Genomic DNA, 16,226 nt, shown 5'->3' with positions numbered 1-16,226 from the left:
GGTATGACTGAAAGCTTACTTTCGGTAGCCATCCCTCTCTACACACCGTTTGGTTAGTCGTGTCAAATGAAGATCATCAACAAATTACCGGGCTTGCCGGTCGAGCGAGCGCTAGCTGTCCTTTCAGGACGCTGGAAGACGGTCATCCTGTATGTGCTGCTGGATGGCCCGCAACGCACGTGCGAGCTGGAGAAGCGCATTGCCGGCATCTCGCAGAAGGTGTTGATTGAGCAGCTGCGAGCGCTGGAGGAACATGGATTGGTGAGCCGGCAGTCGAGCGCCGCGGATAGTCAAGGAATCGAATACCTGCTCACCCCGCTCGGCGAAAGCCTGCGGCCCATTCTGGATTCACTCCACGAATGGGGAGTCCATCACGCCAACGAACTCGGCGAGGTCGATAGGCTTCTGCCATGCGATGCTGTCGTTCGAGATCAATTGTCTGACGCCTAATGGCTGTCGGTATCCGGGACGTGGTTTCAGTCGGTCAAGGCGCGACGTTCGGTCGCACGGTGGAAGTCTGCGTTAGGTCCGAAGGCGGCCACTTATTTGACTCGGAGCGAATGGCTCAAACGGGTCGGTCCGGTCCTACGCCTCGCTCGTAAGCGGCCGTTCGCTGAGCGCGGGGCACGACGGGTTGCGGACCACCGCAATGGCCAAACCGAAGTCAGCCGCTGGGTTCGGTCGACTGTTACGAAAAAGGTCGAACTGCCAATCGGCGTGTGCCAGTTTCGACTACTCCGCTATCTCACTCGGTACAGCGTCGACGCATGCTCATCCCGATCCAACACGAATCGCCCGCACACCCCGCCGACTGCCCGCGTGACGGGCCTGAGCCGGCGGAATCGGGAAGCAGACCGGGAGGCAGACAGAGCCGCGAACAACTGCTTCTGACTGCGGAAGACTGCGGCCCGGTTGCGCCAAGTCATTGATTTTTAGTAGAAAAAGTATTCAGCGTTATCCCCTGACTCGCACTTTTAATCCGTTGGTCACAGGTTCGAATCCCGTACGGCCTACCAAAAGATTCAAGGGCTTGCACGCGTTTGCGTCGCAAGCCCTTTTTCTTTTTGGAACCCACTTGCCGTTTCCCCGCGCATTCCTCGCAATAGTTCGCAACCCCACAGACTGCCCGCGTCGCCCGCACGCATGATCTTTTCACGACGCCGATAGAGCGCCAAAAAAAGACCATGAGACGGGGCAGCCAAAGCCGTATGACCGCGCCCCGCCCACTTGCCCAGGGGGGCGCCCATGAAAGCTGCAAAGGTAATCTGGGTAGTAGGGTTAGCCATATCGATCGACACTTCGTACGCTCAGGAGATATTCCTTCAGGGCGGCACGCTAGGGGCCGGAATCGGCGCGGCGCTGAACGTCACGTCATGGTTCGGACTGCACGCCGACTTCAACGCGATCAATTTCTCACACAACTTTACCGTGGGCGGAAATCGCTACGAGGATGGCGTACGCCTTCGCCAGGGGGGTGTCTACGGAGATCTATTCCCGTGGTCGAACAGCGGCTTCCGTGTTACCGCCGGCCTACGCTTTACCGACGACGAGGTCAGCGGCAATTCCGTCCCGACAAACGGCACCTATACGTTCAAAGGCCAGACAACGCCAGCGTTTCCCGGCGAGTATGCGACGGCCACCGCCAAATACCCGACCGTCATGCCGTACCTTGGCGTGGGTTACGGCTTCCGGCCCGCAGCGAAAGGATTTGGGCTGGTTGCAGACCTCGGCGTCGCTTACGGCATACCGCACTCGTCCTACACGTTATCGCCCGCCCTCGCTCAGGCAGCCGGCCCGGCAATGAGCCAGGAAATCATCGCAACGGGATTGCAGCAAGTGAGAAGCAAAGCATCGCCCTATCGCTGGTATCCGACGCTGCAAATTGGTGTTTCGTACCACTTCTGATCGCGCGCTGACGCCAACGACACGTGTCGGACGAAACTTGCCGTCTCGTCGCGGCGCATAAGTGGCATCAAGAACAACGACGGCAACGTAGCCCGAATTCCGAGTACGACGCCGTCGTTGTTTCGATCTCATCCGACACACTCCTACAAGCGTCACCTCAAAGCACGCAGTCCGACAGGAACATCGTCCGACAGTGTGTCAGCGCCACAAAACACAATACAACGGACTCCGAACGTTGCCATTTATTGAGATGTAAAGACGTGCAATGATCGCCGCCGGTTCTGCGCAACACGCCGCAACGCAGCGTGAGCAGATGCTTTGGCAACGCCTCAGTTCCCTGCACTTTCATTCCGTCAACATGACCAATTTTCTGTTCGATCTCGTCTCGAACCTTGTTTTGCTGGCTGTCGTGCTGTTCGTGTGCCATCTGTGCAACCGGCTTATACCCGGCGCCTCGATCAACGGCGCGCATGTTTTCGTCGCGCTGGCACTGGCTGCCTTGCTGCTCGATGCTGCATTGACCTTCCTGGTATTCGCCGATGCGCGGAGTCGCTACGGTCAATTCAGCACGCCCGCCCTGTTCTTCGAACGCGCTGGTGCGTATGTGCTTGCGGCCATTGCCACCCTGGCGTGGCGTTACGTAGCCCGCCGCGCGCGTCCCGCCACGGTCAAGACCACTAACGCAGTGGTCATTCACACCTCTGCGTATTCCGAATCGCATCTGCCCATGTAAGCCGCAACCCCATCACGAGAGTTCACCAGCAACAAATCTGCGATATGCGAACGTGCTAAGGGTCAGCCAGGCACAGACCTGGCCTCCGGCAACGGCGAGCGCAATCCCGTCATCGCACACGCTTCACACCAACCGCGTTTCCCCCGCACGCAATCCGCATAGGAACGGGAACGGACCTTGCGTATGCGCGCGACGTCGGCTATAACTTCCGAACACCGAGTGTTACCGTTTGCGCCCGTCGCCGGGCATTTGCCGCTGTATTGCACCACTGCTGTTCAATCAGTCGAAGGCAACTTAACCAACGAGGAACATCTTGGATCTCGAAACCGTACGCGTCTTCATCATGACCCGAGGCATCGACCTCGGCACCAAGGTACTCGGCGCGATCGTATTGTGGATCGTCGGTCGCTGGGTCATTGGCCTGATTACCGGCTTGCTTCGCAAACTGCTGGCGAAAAATGGCCGCGTCGATCCAACCCTTGCTCATTATCTCGGCTCGATTCTCGGCGCTCTGCTGAACCTGCTGCTGATCCTTGCGATCCTGCAGGTATTCGGTGTGCAGACGACTTCGTTCGCCGCGTTGCTCGCCGGCCTCGGCCTTGCAATCGGCACCGCATGGGGCGGCTTGCTCGCCCACTTTGCGGCCGGCATCTTCATGCAGGTGCTGCGTCCATTCAAGGTGGGCGATTTTGTCACCGTGGGCGGTGTAACCGGCACGGTCTCAGAACTGGGTCTGTTCGGCACGACCGTCGTGACGCCGGACAACGTGACGACCATCATCGGCAACAACAAGATCTTTTCCGACACGATCTCGAACTACAGCGTGTTGCCGGTGCGGCGCGTCGAATTGACTGCGAAGATCGCTAACGGCGTCGATCCAACGGATGCAATGAATCGCCTGAAGGCCGCAGTCACCCAGATTCCGAACGTGGCCGAGAGTCCGGCGCCGGATATCGAAGTGCTAAGTTTCACGCCTGAAGGACCGTTGTTGTGCGTGCGGCCCTATACGCACACTGACCACTACTGGCAGGTCTATTTCGACACCAATCGCGCGATCATCCAGACCTTCAAGGACGCTGGCTACCCAACGCCGGAAACGCCGCTCGCGCCGCGCATCATCAATTAGGCGCGACTCAAGGAAAGGTTCTTCCGCCAACTCACTGGTCCAGCTGTCAGATTCGAAGCTTGAAATAAAAAAACGGCGTCGCGAGATTCGCGACGCCGTTTTTCGTTTGGCTACCGGCTACGGACTACAGGCCATGTGAAACGTCAACGGCCACTCGCTCCGGATGCATTCTTGCGCGTCACCTTCCACAACGCGCCGAGCAGAACCGGCACTACCGCCGCGCCGATACCGATCAGCACAATCACATTCAGATACTGACGGATGAACGGGATGTTGCCGAAGAAGTAGCCGAGCAACACCAGCAGCAGCACCCACAACAGCGCGCCGAGGATGTTGAACAGTTGGAACCGGCTGACCGTCATCTCCGAAGCGCCAGCGACGAACGGCGCGAAGGTCCGCACCACGGGTATGAAGCGCGCCAGCACGATGGTCTTGCCGCCATGCTTCTCATAGAAGTTATGAGTCTTCTGCAGCGCGGCGCGGTCGAGGAAACGCTCAAGAAACGGTATGTGCGAATTGAACACCCGCGGCCCAATGGCCCGTCCGATCATGTAGTTGACCGTATTGCCCGCCACCGCCGCGACGAGCAGCAGCACGATCAGCAAACCAATATTCATTTCGCCGGTCGCACAAAACGCGCCGCCGATGAACAGCAGCGAATCGCCCGGCAGAAACGGCAGTATGACCAACCCGGTTTCGCAGAACACGATCAGGAACAGCACCGCGTAGACCCAGGCGCCGTACTCGTGGATAAAGACTCCCAGAAACTTGTCGATGTGCAAGACAAGGTTGGCGAACTGTAGCAGCGTGTCCAAAAAGCGTCCTTTTTTGAGCGAATGTGATCGTAGCGGGAATGGCCGCGTCGGCGGCCCTGCGAGGAATGAACGGCGAGCGCACGCTCGCCGCCGGAAATTGACCGCGCCATGATACCGAAAGTGCCCGGAAGCGATAAAAAATCTGCGCGGTGCGCGCTCGCGCGGATGAGGTTTTGACCGTCGCGCGGCCCGTGTGCGCCAAATCGCTATAATTTCGCCATGTCCGAATTCTCCGAAACGCCTGCCGACACCGCCGCCGCTGGCGCAGTTTCCGCCGCCGCGCCCGCCCCACGTCCGTTGCGGGCGATCCAGCCCCTTCCCGACCAGTTGATCAGCCAGATCGCCGCCGGCGAAGTGGTCGAGCGGCCGGCCTCGGTGGTCAAGGAATTGCTGGAAAACGCGCTCGACGCGGGCGCGCAGACGCTACGCATCCTGCTCGATGAAGGCGGCGTCAAACGCATCTCGATTACCGACGACGGCTGCGGCATCCCCGAAAACGAACTGGCGCTCGCGCTGATGCGCCATGCGACCAGCAAGATCCGCTCGCTCGCCGAGCTGGAAGCCGTAGCCACGCTCGGGTTCCGCGGCGAGGCGCTGGCGTCGATTGCGTCCGTTGCCGAGATGACCATCACGAGCCGCATCGCCGGTGCGCCGCACGCCGTACGCGTCGACGCACAAACCGGCGTGCTGAGTCCTGCGGCGGGCACCCAAGGCACGACGATCGAGGTTCGCGAGCTGTACTTCAACACGCCCGCGCGCCGCAAGTTTCTGAAAAGCGAACAAACCGAGCTCGGCCATTGCCTCGAACAGATTCGCCGCGCCGCATTGGCGCGGCCCGACGTGGCGATTTCGGTGCTGCACAACGGTAAGGCCGTCGAACACTGGAACGCGAGCGAACCGCCCCTGCGGGTCGCGAAGATTCTCGGCGAAACTTTTGCGACGGCCCACCTGCCGCTCGACGAATCCGCCGGACCGTTGGCGGTCTATGGCTGCGCCGGCCTGCCGACCGCGAGCCGCGGGCGCGCTGACCAGCAGTATTTCTTCGTCAACGGCCGGTTCGTGCGCGACAAGCTGCTCACGCACGCCGTGCGTGCCGCGTACGAAGACGTGCTGCACGGCGAACGTTACCCGTCCTACGTGCTGTTTCTCGATTTGCCGCCGGAAGCGGTGGACGTGAACGTGCACCCCTCGAAGATCGAGGTGCGGTTTCGCGATTCGCGCTCCATTCACCAGTTCGTCTTTCACGCCGTACAGCGCGCGCTGGCGCGGCATGCGGGCGCATCGCCGGAAACGACCGCCGGTGGGCATGCGGCGCATCTGGAAGCTTCGCCGGGCGGTCCGGCTTCGTTTGGTGCCACGCTGCCAGGCGGCGCGGCTGCCGGCGGCTTCGGCTCCAGCGCGGGCGCAGGCAGCAGCCTTGGCGGCGGCTTCGGCTCATCACCGGCTGGAAATACGTGGATGCGCCAGGCGCGCATGACGCAAGGCACGCTACCGGTGGCTCAGCCGCTCGCGTTTTACGACGCCCTGTTCGGCCGGCGCGACACCAGCGCGGGTACAGCCGAAGGCGCAACTCTTTTCGAAGCACGCGACTCGGCCGCCGAAACGCCTGCGCCGTACAACACGTCCGCGCCGTATACAACGCCCGCTTTCAACGCTGCCGATGAGCAGCCGCTCGGTTTCGCGCTCGGCCAGATTCACGGCATCTACGTACTTGCGCAGAATGCGCACGGACTGGTGATCGTCGACATGCATGCCGCGCACGAACGCATTCTGTACGAGCAGTTCAAGAACGCGCTGGCCGATCGCACGATTGCCGTACAGCCGCTGTTGATTCCGCAATCGATGCAGGCCGATCCAATCGAAATCGGCACGGTGGAGGAAGAGCGCGACACGCTCGACGCGCTCGGTTTCGACCTCGCAGTGCTCTCGCCAACCACGCTTGCAATCCGCGCCGTGCCGGCGCTACTGAAAGATGCCGATCTGCAGGCATTGGCACGTGCGGTCCTCTCCGACCTGCATGCGTTCGGCGGCTCGCGTGTTCTGACCGAACGTCAGCACGAATTGCTCGGCACGCTCGCGTGCCATCACGCGGTGCGGGCCAACCGGCGTCTGACGCTCGACGAGATGAACGCGCTGCTGCGCCAGATGGAGGCGACCGAGCGCGCCGACCAGTGCAATCACGGACGCCCGACGTGGTATCAGTTGACGCTAGCAGATCTCGACCGCCTGTTCATGCGCGGGCAATGAGGTGCGTTTGAGTCCGCTTTTTATGCCTGGAATGTCCAGCTGATGTCGTCGAACGTTCCTATGCCCATTCCTTGCCTGCTTGGCCCGACCGCATCAGGCAAGACTGCTGCCGCGCTGGCGCTGGCGGCGCGACGGCCGGTGGAAATCATCAGTGTCGATTCGGCGCTGGTTTATCGCGAGATGGACATCGGCACCGCCAAGCCAACGGCTGAAGAACGCGCGCTGGCGCCGCATCATCTGATCGATATCGTCGATCCCGCCGACGCGTATTCGGCGGCGGAGTTTCGCACTGATGCCTTGCGACTGATCGGCGAAATTAGCGCACGTGGGCGGCTGCCGTTGCTGGTGGGCGGCACCATGCTGTACTACAAGGCGCTCACACAGGGCCTGAACGACCTTCCAGCCGCCGATCCTGACGTGCGTGCCACGCTCGATGCCGATGCCGCCCGTGACGGCTGGCCGGCCATGCATATGCGGCTGGCGGCGGTTGATCCTGTGACTGCCACGCGGTTGGCGCCGAACGATTCGCAGCGAATCCAGCGCGCGCTCGAGGTTTTCATGCTGACCGGGCAGGCGATGTCGGCGCTGCTGGCTGCGCCAGCCCGAGTGGACGATGCTGCGTTGGCGTGGCGATTCGTGCCGATTGCACTGGAGCCATCTGATCGGAGCGTGTTGCATGCCCGCATCGAGAAACGGTTTGACGCAATGCTGGCAGAGGGCTTCGTCGACGAAGTGGTGAAGTTGCGTGAGCGCGGGGATTTGATGCCGGAGATGCCGTCGATGCGATGTGTGGGATATCGGCAGGTTTGGGAATATCTCGATGGGGTGGTCGATTACTCGACCATGAGAAATAAAGGCGTTTTTGCCACGCGGCAATTGTGTAAGAGGCAGCTCACCTGGCTGCGGAGTATGCCTGAGAGGGTTGTGGTTGATTGCTGTAGTTTGGGCGCTGGCGCGCGGGTTGTTGAGATTGTTGATGGTTTGTGAGCGGGGTGATTTTTTTGCCTTTGGCGGCGGCATTTTGTGGTTGTGCCTACGGCGTTTGGTGTTTCTATTCTTATTGGTTTATTAGCGATCCCCCTGTGCGGGGGGCACCTACTTTTCTTTGCCCACCAAGTGGACTTCCTTCGGGGCGCCGCCGCAAAGAAAAGTAGGCAAAAGAAAGCGGCTCACACCGCCAACATTTAAGTGGGTCCCCTGGCTTGGAGGGGCTGGTGGTCCGATTAACGGATCACACCTCGGTCCGTAACCACCCGTGACACAGCCGTCATCCGCTCCCACTCCGCACTACGTGCGTCGCGGACGGGTCCACTACGGAAACCAGACGCTTCGTTTGCGCTCGGCGGGGGCCGTCGGCTTCGCCTCGGCGAGGCGCCGAAAAATACCAATGGTTTTTGAAAGGCCGGCGCCACCAGCAGGTCAGCAGGTCAGCAAGTCAGCAAGTCAGCAAGTCAGCAAGTCAGCAAGTCAGCAAGGGTATGCCATTGCGAGTCGCCGAGTCGGGCAAATCGCATGCGTAAAGCCGAGGGGGTGGTTTGATGAAGTACCGCATCGGCGCGCGCAGCGCCGCCGGAGGAATGACGGCCTGGTCACTCAGGCGGGAAGGTGCGGGGGCTCAATCTCTACGGAGCCACGATCCCCTCCAAGCCAGGGGACCCGCTTAAAAATTAGCGGTGTGAAGCCGCTTTCTTTTGCCTACTTTTCTTTGCGGCGGCGCCCCGAAGGAAGTCCACTTGGTGGGCAAAGAAAAGTAGGTGCCCCCCGCACAGGGGGAACACTAATAAACCAATAAGAAAGCAAGGAAAGGCCCAGGAAGCCAGAACCAGGAAATGCCGCCGCCAAGGCAAAAAACCTTACACCACTACCGTCTGAGCCTCACCAGCCCCGCTCTCGCGCACAACACCAATCTTCCAAACCTGCTCCCCGGCGGCAGCCAAAACCCCAATAGCCGTATCCGCATCGGCGGAAGAAACAACCACAGCCATCCCGATCCCGCAATTGAACACCCGATGCATTTCAGCATCGGCCACCCCACCATGCTTCTGCAGCCATGCGAACAACGGCGGCAGCGGCCAGCCACGATGATCCAGCTCAGCCGTCAAACCTTCACGCAAAACCCGCGGGATATTCTCGACCAACCCGCCGCCGGTGATATGCGCCATGCCCTTGACGGCAATCTGCTGCATCAATGCCAATAGCGGCTTCACATAAATATGCGTAGGCGCCATCAACGCATCGGCCAGCGACCGGCCGTCGAAATCCGCGTTCAGATCAGGCTGCGCCCGCTCAATAATCTTCCGTACCAGCGAAAAACCATTCGAATGAATCCCGCTGGAAGCAAGACCCAGCACCACGTCACCCGGGGCAATCGTGCTGCCGTCGATAATCTTGCTCTTTTCGACCGCGCCAACCGCAAAACCGGCCAGGTCGTACTCGCCGTCCGGATACATGCCCGGCATTTCCGCCGTCTCGCCGCCGATCAGCGCGCAGCCAGCCAGTTCGCAACCATGCGCGATACCCTTCACGACCGTTGCCGCAGTACCGACATCCAGCTTGCCGCAAGCGAAATAATCAAGGAAAAACAGCGGTTCAGCACCCTGCACGAGGATGTCGTTCACGCTCATCGCCACCAGATCCTGGCCGACGGTGTCATGTTTGTTCAGCTGGAAAGCCAGCCGCAGCTTGGTGCCGACGCCATCCGTACCCGACACGAGCACCGGCTCCTTGTATTTTTTCGGCACTTCAAACAGCGCGCCAAACCCGCCGATGCCACCTAGCACGCCGTCGCGCATCGTCTTCTTGGCAAAGGGCTTGATCGCGTCGACAAGGGCGTCGCCCGCGTCGATGTCCACGCCGGCGTCGCGATACGACAGACCTTGGGCCGAATCAGTTGAATTCGGGGCGGATTTCGGTTGATTCATGGGGAAGTGCTCGAAGGTCGGTAAAATGCGATTTTACCCGATGCCGGCCGGTTGGCTGGACTTTCACCCGCGCCAACCACCTGGGACACTCATTTTGCAGCAAAACCCCTCAATTCTGACGCCCGTGCAACGCCGCGCCTTCATCTGGATCGCCATCGCACTGGGCGTCGGGATTCTGCTCTGGCTGCTGAGCCCGGTGCTCACGCCCTTCCTGCTCGGCGCCATTCTCGCGTACATTCTGCAACCGGGCGTCGCGTGGATGGTGCGCCGGCATGTGCCGCGCGGCCTCGCCGCGCTGTTGATGATGCTGCTCTTCACACTTCTGATGACAATGCTCGTGCTGCTGGTGCTCGCCGTCATCCAGAAAGAAGGGCCGCAGCTCAAGCAGCAGGTGCCCGTGCTATTCACTCACGTCAGCGCCTGGCTGCAACCGAAACTCGCCATGCTGGGTCTCGCCGACTCGCTCGATTTCGCCAGCATCCGCGATCTCGTAATGGGCCAGCTGGAAGGCAGCGCGCAGACCGTCGCCCTCTACGCGTGGACCTCCATCCGTACCAGCGGCAATCTGATGATCACGGTGGTCGGCAATGTGGTGATGGTGCCGCTCGTGCTGTTCTATCTGCTGTACGACTGGAACCGCATGCTCGCGCGCCTGCAGATCGTGGTGCCGCGCCGCTGGCTCGACAAGACGCTGCAACTCGCGCGCGACATGGACCAGATGCTGTCGCAATACCTGCGCGGCCAGTTGCTCGTGATGGCGGTGCTCGCGGCGTATTACGCGATTGCGCTGAGCATCGCCCGCTTCGAGATTGCATTGCCAGTGGGTATCTTTACGGGCCTCGCGGTGTTCATCCCGTACATCGGTTTTGCAACCGGTCTCGCGCTGGCACTGCTCGCGGCCCTGCTACAGTTCGGCGACTGGTACGGCTTTGGCGCGGTCGCGTTGATCTACGGCATCGGCCAGATCGTGGAGAGCTTTTATCTCACGCCACGGCTGGTCGGCGAGCGGATCGGCCTGCACCCGCTCGCGGTCATCTTCGCGTTGCTCGCTTTCGGTCAGTTGTTCGGCTTTTTCGGCGTGTTGCTGGCGCTGCCCGTCAGCGCGATTCTGTCGGTGGCGGTGCGCGAGTTGCGCCAAAGCTATCTGACGAGCACGCTTTACAACAACTGACGGCTCATTGACTATTTTTGGCCCGCTATCAGGGCCATTCGCGGCCTAAGCCTCATTTTCGGCATTCACCTACTGTGCTTCGTCAACTGACGCTCGATCTCGGCACCCCGCCGCCATCGACATTCGACAACTTCTTCGCCGGCGCCAACGCCGAGTTGGTCACGCGGCTGCGCGAGCTCGACAACGCGCTCGCGGCCGGGCCGGTGGCCGATCGCACCTTCTACATCTGGGGCGAAGCCGGCAGCGGCCGCACCCATCTGCTGCAGGCGCTCGTCCACGAAGCGCCGCCGGGCCATGCACGCTTTGCCGGCCCGCAAAGCAGTCTGGCCGCGTTCAGCTTCGATCCGCGTGTCGCGCTGTATGCGATCGACGATTGCGACGGCCTGTCCGCGGCACAGCAAATCGCCGTATTCAACCTGTTCAACGAAGTCCGTGCCCATCCAACCAGCGCGCTGGTCGCCGCAGGCAATGCGGCGCCGATCGGCATGACGGTGCGCGAAGATCTGCGCACCCGCCTCGGCTGGGGTCTCGTGTTCCATCTCGCGCCGTTGCCGGATGAGGGCAAAGCGGCGGTGCTGAAACACGCCGCGCGCGAGCGCGGCCTCATGCTCGCCGACGACGTGCCCGCCTACCTGCTCACGCACTTTCGCCGCGACATGCCGAGCCTGATGGCGCTGCTCGACGCGCTCGACCGCTTCTCGCTCGAACAGAAACGCGCGGTCACGCTGCCGCTTCTGCGCACCATGCTGGCGTCGCCCGATGCCGATGAACGGCGAACCGCACCCGCCACATCCGCTTCACCCGCCGCTTCAAGTAAAATAGGCCCCCATGGCTAATCTCGCACTCTTCGACCTCGATCACACGCTCATCCCCACCGACAGCGACCACGAATGGGGCCGCTTCATGGTGAAACAAGGCATGGTCGACGCCGAAAATTTCGCCCGTGAAAACGACCGCTTTTTCGCCGACTACAAAGCCGGCAAGCTCGACATTCACGCGTATCTGATCGCCATGCTCACGCCGCTCGCGAAATATTCGCGCGCGCAGCTCGCCGACCTTCACGCGCAGTACATGCACGAAGTGATCACGCCGGCAATCTTTCCCGTCGCGCTGGAGCTGGTCCGGGAGCACCGCGAAGCCGGCGACCTGTGCTGCGTGGTCACGGCGACCAACGAATTCATTACTCGCCCGATCGCGCAGGCGTTCGGTGTCGATGCGCTGATCGCCTGCGAAGTGGAAACCGTCGACGGCCATGCGCATTCGCCCTACACCGGCCGCCCCACCGGCACGCCGAGCTACAAGGAAGGCAAGATCGTCCGTACCGAAGCGTGGCTCGCCTCGCTCGGCAAGACCTGGGCCGACTTCGAGCACAGTTATTTCTATAGCGACTCGCACAACGACATCCCGTTGCTCGAAAAGGTCACCGATCCGATCGCAACCAATCCCGACGAAACATTGCGCGCCCATGCGCAGGCCAAAGGCTGGCGCATCCTCGAACTCTTTCAACCCACGTGATCAAAAAACTTATCCGCAAGCTATTCGGCCAGGACCCGGCGCCCGCTGACGACACCACGCCCGCCGAAGCCGAAGCAGACGACACCGGCAGCACATCGGCGCGCGACACCACAGGCGCGGCCGGCGCCAGCAAGACGCGCCGCAAACCGGCACGCCCTGCCGCCAAAACCGTGCGCGACCCCGACGTGCCGGTCATCATCCCGCACGACGTCCACGGTATCGATCAGTCGCTGATCTCGAAGAACGCGATTCGCGTCACCGAAGGGCTGCAGCAGGCGGGGCACCGCGCGTTCATCGTCGGCGGTGCGGTGCGCGATCTGCTGCTCGGGATTGCGCCGAAAGACTTCGACGTCGCCACCGACGCCACGCCCGAACAGGTGCAGAAGCTGTTCCGCCGCGCCCGCATCATCGGACGGCGGTTTCAGATCGTGCACGTGCAGTTCGGTCAGGAAATCATCGAAACGTCCACCTTTCGCGCGCTGGTCGATCCACCCGCGGCCGATGCCGCGCCGCCGCGCCGGCTGAAGCGCGACGAGCTCGATCGCCGCACCCATGCGGTGGATGCGAGCGGCCGCGTGCTGCGCGACAACGTGTGGGGCGAGCAGCACGAAGACGCCACGCGCCGCGACTTCACGATCAACGCGATGTACTACGACCCGGCCACGCAAACCGTGCTGGACTATCACAACGGCATGGCCGACATGCGCGCGCGTTTGTTGCGCATGATCGGCGACCCGGCCACGCGTTATCGCGAGGACCCGGTGCGTATGCTGCGCGTGGTGCGTTTTGCCGCCAAGCTCGACTTCGAAATCGAAGACACCACCCGCGCGCCGATCGCCAGAATGGCCGATCTGATCAACAACGTGCCGGCGGCGCGTCTGTTCGACGAGATGCTCAAGCTGATGCTGTCGGGCCATGCGCTGGCGTGTTTGAAACGCCTGCGCCAGGAAGGCCTGCATCACGGCCTGCTGCCGTTGCTCGACGTAGTGCTGGAGCAGCCTACCGGCGAGAAATTCATCACACTCGCGCTGACCAACACGGACGCCCGCGTGCGGGCCGGCAAGCCGGTTTCGCCGGGCTTCCTGTTCGCCACGCTGCTGTGGCACGACGTGCAGACCCGCTGGCAGCAATTTGAAGCGAATGGTGAATATCCGGTACCCGCATTGCATCGCGCGATGGACGAAGTCCTCGACATGCAAACCGAGAAACTCGCGATCCACAAGCGCTTCTCGTCGGATATGCGCGAGATCTGGGGTCTTCAGCTACGCCTCGAAAAACGTTCGGGAAGAAGCGCGCTGAAGCTGCTGGAACACCAAAGATTTAGAGCGGGGTATGATTTCCTCCTGTTGCGCTGCGAATCAGGCGAACTCGATGAGTCGGTCGGTGCGTGGTGGACGGAGTTCATAGAAGGAGACATCGCCGCGCGCGAGGCATTGCTCACGCAAGGCGGGAAGGACCGAAGCCCCAAGAAACGACGGCGGCGCAGCAGTGGCGCCAGAAACCGCAAAACGGGCGAAGGAATGGAGGGCGGCACGCCAGCCGAACGCACAGCCGATAACGCGGGCCACGACGGCCCGCACGAAGACTGAAGCGGCGTTCGCTGAAGCCGTCGAACGACAGTTGCAGGAAGTTATGCCATGACGGTTGCTTATCTCGGCCTCGGCGCGAATCTCGGGGACGCGCGCCAGACCCTGAAAGATGCGGTGGTGTGCCTCGCACAACAGCACACCATCACCGTGCTCGCCAAGTCGAGCTTTTATCGTACTGCTCCGATCGACGCGGGCGGCGACGACTATTACAACTGCGCCGTCAAGCTTGAGACGACGCTCCCCGTGCGGCATCTGCTCGCGCTGTGCCACAAGATCGAGCATCAGTTCGGCCGTGAACGGCCGTTTCGCAATGCGCCGCGCACGCTCGATCTGGACATCCTGCTCTACGGCGATCAATCGATCGACGAAGCCGATCTGATCGTGCCGCATCCGCGTTTGATCGAACGCGCCTTCGCACTCGTGCCGCTGGTCGAACTCGACGCCGCGCTGATCATTCCACTCCATGGCCGCGCCGACGCGCTGCTCGCCGGAGTGGCCGACCAGCGCATCGAAAAGGTGAAATCGCCCTGTCAGTGTCCGATGCTCAACGCGTTGACTGCCGGTGCTGATATGCCAGACAAAGGTCGCTGCGAATGAATTCGCCGCCACTCACCGTCACCGCGCCGCATCTGCGCCCGCCGTTCGGCTATCTCGCGATCGAAGGGCCGATCGGCGTCGGCAAGACGTCGCTTGCACGGCGGCTCGCTCAGCGCTGGTCGATGCAGGAACTGTTCGAGCGGCCGCAGGACAACCCCTTTCTTGAGCGGTTTTACCGCGATACCGCGCGCTATGCGCTGCCCGCGCAGTTGCACTTCGCCCTGCAACGCGCGCAGCAGGCTCAGGAAGTGGTCGCCGCGCACGTCTCGGGCACGCCGCTGATCGCCGACTTCATGACGCAGAAGAACGACATCTTCGCGCGTCTGACGCTGCAGGAAGACGAGTGGCAACTCTATCGCGCGCTCGCCGCGCGGCTCGACGTGAGCGCGCCGGCGCCGGATTTCGTGGTCTACCTGCAGGCGAGCCCCGAGGTGCTGTTCGCGCGCATCCAGAAACGCGCCGTGCCCATGGAACTGCAGATTTCCGATGCGTATCTGCACGCACTGTGCGACGCCTACAACGAGTTTTTCTATCATTACGACCGCACGCCGGTGCTGACGGTCAACGCCGAACATCTGAATCCGCTCGACTCGGACGCGGACCTTGCGCTACTCACCGAACGCATCGAAACCATGCGCGGCCGCAAGGAATTCTTTGTCAAAGGCACGTCGCTGTAAGCGGCGCTGCTCCCTCTTTTTTCCAACGGATTGACCCATGACCTATTTGCAGGAAGCGAGCCGGAGCGCCATCACCGTGCCGAAACTGCAGGCGATGCGCGACGCCGGGCAGAAGATCGCCATGCTCACCTGTTACGACGCGAGCTTTGCCGCGCTGCTGGATCGCGCGGGCGTCGACGTACTGTTGATCGGCGACTCGCTCGGCAATGTGTTGCAAGGCCAGACGACCACCCTGCCGGTATCGCTCACCGACATTGCGTATCACACGGCGAGCGTCGCGCGGGCGCAACCCTCGGCGCTCGTGGTGGCTGACTTGCCCTTCGGCACATACGGCACGCCGGAAGATGCCTTCCGGAGTTCAGTGGAGTTGATGCGCGCCGGCGCGCAGATGGTGAAACTCGAGGGCGGTGAATGGCTCGCGGACACGGTGCGCTTTCTGGTCGAACGGTCAATTCCGGTCTGCGCGCACGTCGGCCTGACGCCGCAATCGGTACATGCGTTTGGTGGTTTCAAGGTGCAGGGCAAGACCGACGCCGGCGCGAGCCAGGTGCTGCGCGACTCGCTCGCGGTGCAGAATGCGGGCGCCCAACTGATCGTAATCGAAGCGATTCCCACGCTGCTCGGCAGTGAAGTCACGAAGCAATTGCGGATTCCGACGATCGGCATCGGCGCGGGTCTGGATTGCTCGGGTCAGGTGCTGGTGCTGCATGACATGCTGGGCATTTTCCCCGGCAAGCGCCCGCGCTTCGTGAAGGACTTCATGCAAGGACAGCCGAGCATTCAGGCGGCAGTTGAAGCGTATGTGCATGCGGTCAAGGACGGCTCGTTTCCTGGGCCGGAGCATACGTTCTGAGTGGCGTGGATTGTCGCTGCTGCGCCTCGATCGCTGTCGAGGCGCTCAGCCGACGGTTTTCCTGCAGCAGGACCTGG

General features: G+C 61.7%; 15 protein-coding genes. 13 read left to right on the top strand and 2 right to left on the bottom strand.

Annotated features, from left to right (window positions below; genetic code table 11):
- Positions 1-66: 66 nt before the first annotated feature.
- The 4 genes from PQR27_RS02500 (at position 67) to PQR27_RS02485 (ending at position 3,764) form a co-directional block, all read left to right on the top strand.
- Complete coding sequence (locus PQR27_RS02500) at positions 67-450, top strand: winged helix-turn-helix transcriptional regulator (RefSeq protein WP_408522149.1); 384 nt, start codon at positions 67-69, stop codon at positions 448-450.
- A 795-nt stretch (positions 451-1,245) separates the two neighbouring features.
- The gene (locus PQR27_RS02495; RefSeq protein ID WP_408522148.1) at positions 1,246-1,905 is read left to right on the top strand and encodes a hypothetical protein; all 660 of its coding nucleotides are present in this window, start codon (positions 1,246-1,248) and stop codon (positions 1,903-1,905) included.
- Positions 1,906-2,263: 358 nt separating this feature from the next.
- Positions 2,264-2,638: a hypothetical protein gene (locus PQR27_RS02490; protein ID WP_408525383.1), complete on the top strand. Its 375-nt coding sequence runs from the start codon at positions 2,264-2,266 to the stop codon at positions 2,636-2,638.
- Positions 2,639-2,951: 313 nt separating this feature from the next.
- The gene (locus tag PQR27_RS02485) at positions 2,952-3,764 is read left to right on the top strand and encodes a mechanosensitive ion channel family protein (protein WP_408522147.1); all 813 of its coding nucleotides are present in this window, start codon (positions 2,952-2,954) and stop codon (positions 3,762-3,764) included.
- Positions 3,765-3,907: 143 nt separating this feature from the next.
- On the opposite strand, the gene PQR27_RS02480 is transcribed toward PQR27_RS02485, so the two are convergent.
- Positions 3,908-4,579 carry a VTT domain-containing protein gene (locus tag PQR27_RS02480; RefSeq protein ID WP_408522146.1) on the bottom strand — a complete coding sequence of 224 codons (672 nt, stop codon included), beginning with the start codon at positions 4,577-4,579 and terminating at the stop codon, positions 3,908-3,910.
- A gap of 219 nt (positions 4,580-4,798) precedes the next feature.
- Between PQR27_RS02480 and mutL the strand changes: the two genes are divergently transcribed.
- Together mutL and miaA are read left to right on the top strand one after the other, a co-directional pair.
- Complete coding sequence (mutL, locus tag PQR27_RS02475) at positions 4,799-6,826, top strand: DNA mismatch repair endonuclease MutL (protein WP_408522145.1); 2,028 nt, start codon at positions 4,799-4,801, stop codon at positions 6,824-6,826.
- 42 nt (positions 6,827-6,868) lie between these two features.
- Positions 6,869-7,813 (top strand): tRNA (adenosine(37)-N6)-dimethylallyltransferase MiaA, encoded by a 945-nt coding sequence (gene miaA / locus PQR27_RS02470; protein ID WP_408522144.1) that lies wholly within the window; start codon positions 6,869-6,871, stop codon positions 7,811-7,813.
- Positions 7,814-8,679: 866 nt separating this feature from the next.
- Here the strand turns inward: miaA and purM are convergent.
- Positions 8,680-9,747, bottom strand: a complete 1,068-nt coding sequence (purM, locus tag PQR27_RS02465; RefSeq protein WP_408522143.1) for a phosphoribosylformylglycinamidine cyclo-ligase — start codon at positions 9,745-9,747, stop codon at positions 8,680-8,682.
- A 94-nt stretch (positions 9,748-9,841) separates the two neighbouring features.
- On the opposite strand from purM, the gene PQR27_RS02460 reads away from it, so the two are divergent.
- From PQR27_RS02460 to panB, 7 genes are all read left to right on the top strand, one after another.
- A complete protein-coding gene (locus PQR27_RS02460) occupies positions 9,842-10,918 on the top strand; it encodes an AI-2E family transporter (protein WP_408522142.1) in 1,077 nt (358 codons plus the stop codon).
- Positions 10,919-10,992: 74 nt separating this feature from the next.
- Entirely contained in the window at positions 10,993-11,754 is a 762-nt protein-coding gene (gene hda / locus PQR27_RS02455) for a DnaA regulatory inactivator Hda (protein ID WP_408522141.1), read from the top strand.
- Positions 11,747-12,433: a histidinol-phosphatase gene (locus PQR27_RS02450; RefSeq protein WP_408522140.1), complete on the top strand. Its 687-nt coding sequence runs from the start codon at positions 11,747-11,749 to the stop codon at positions 12,431-12,433. The genes hda and PQR27_RS02450 overlap by 8 nt, the downstream gene beginning before the upstream one ends.
- Complete coding sequence (gene pcnB / locus PQR27_RS02445; RefSeq protein ID WP_408522139.1) at positions 12,430-14,022, top strand: polynucleotide adenylyltransferase PcnB; 1,593 nt, start codon at positions 12,430-12,432, stop codon at positions 14,020-14,022. Before PQR27_RS02450 ends, pcnB begins: the two co-directional genes overlap by 4 nt.
- Positions 14,023-14,070: 48 nt before the next feature.
- Positions 14,071-14,619: a 2-amino-4-hydroxy-6-hydroxymethyldihydropteridine diphosphokinase gene (folK, locus tag PQR27_RS02440; RefSeq protein ID WP_408522138.1), complete on the top strand. Its 549-nt coding sequence runs from the start codon at positions 14,071-14,073 to the stop codon at positions 14,617-14,619.
- A complete protein-coding gene (locus tag PQR27_RS02435) occupies positions 14,616-15,296 on the top strand; it encodes a deoxynucleoside kinase (RefSeq protein ID WP_408522137.1) in 681 nt (226 codons plus the stop codon). The genes folK and PQR27_RS02435 overlap by 4 nt, the downstream gene beginning before the upstream one ends.
- Positions 15,297-15,333: 37 nt before the next feature.
- Positions 15,334-16,149 (top strand): 3-methyl-2-oxobutanoate hydroxymethyltransferase, encoded by an 816-nt coding sequence (gene panB / locus PQR27_RS02430; protein WP_408522136.1) that lies wholly within the window; start codon positions 15,334-15,336, stop codon positions 16,147-16,149.
- The last annotated feature ends 77 nt before the right edge of the window (positions 16,150-16,226 follow it).

Origin of the sequence: Paraburkholderia fungorum (assembly GCF_046027215.1) — a bacterium.
Taxonomy (GTDB): domain Bacteria; phylum Pseudomonadota; class Gammaproteobacteria; order Burkholderiales; family Burkholderiaceae; genus Paraburkholderia; species Paraburkholderia fungorum_D.
This window is presented reverse-complemented; position numbering and strand designations above follow the sequence as displayed.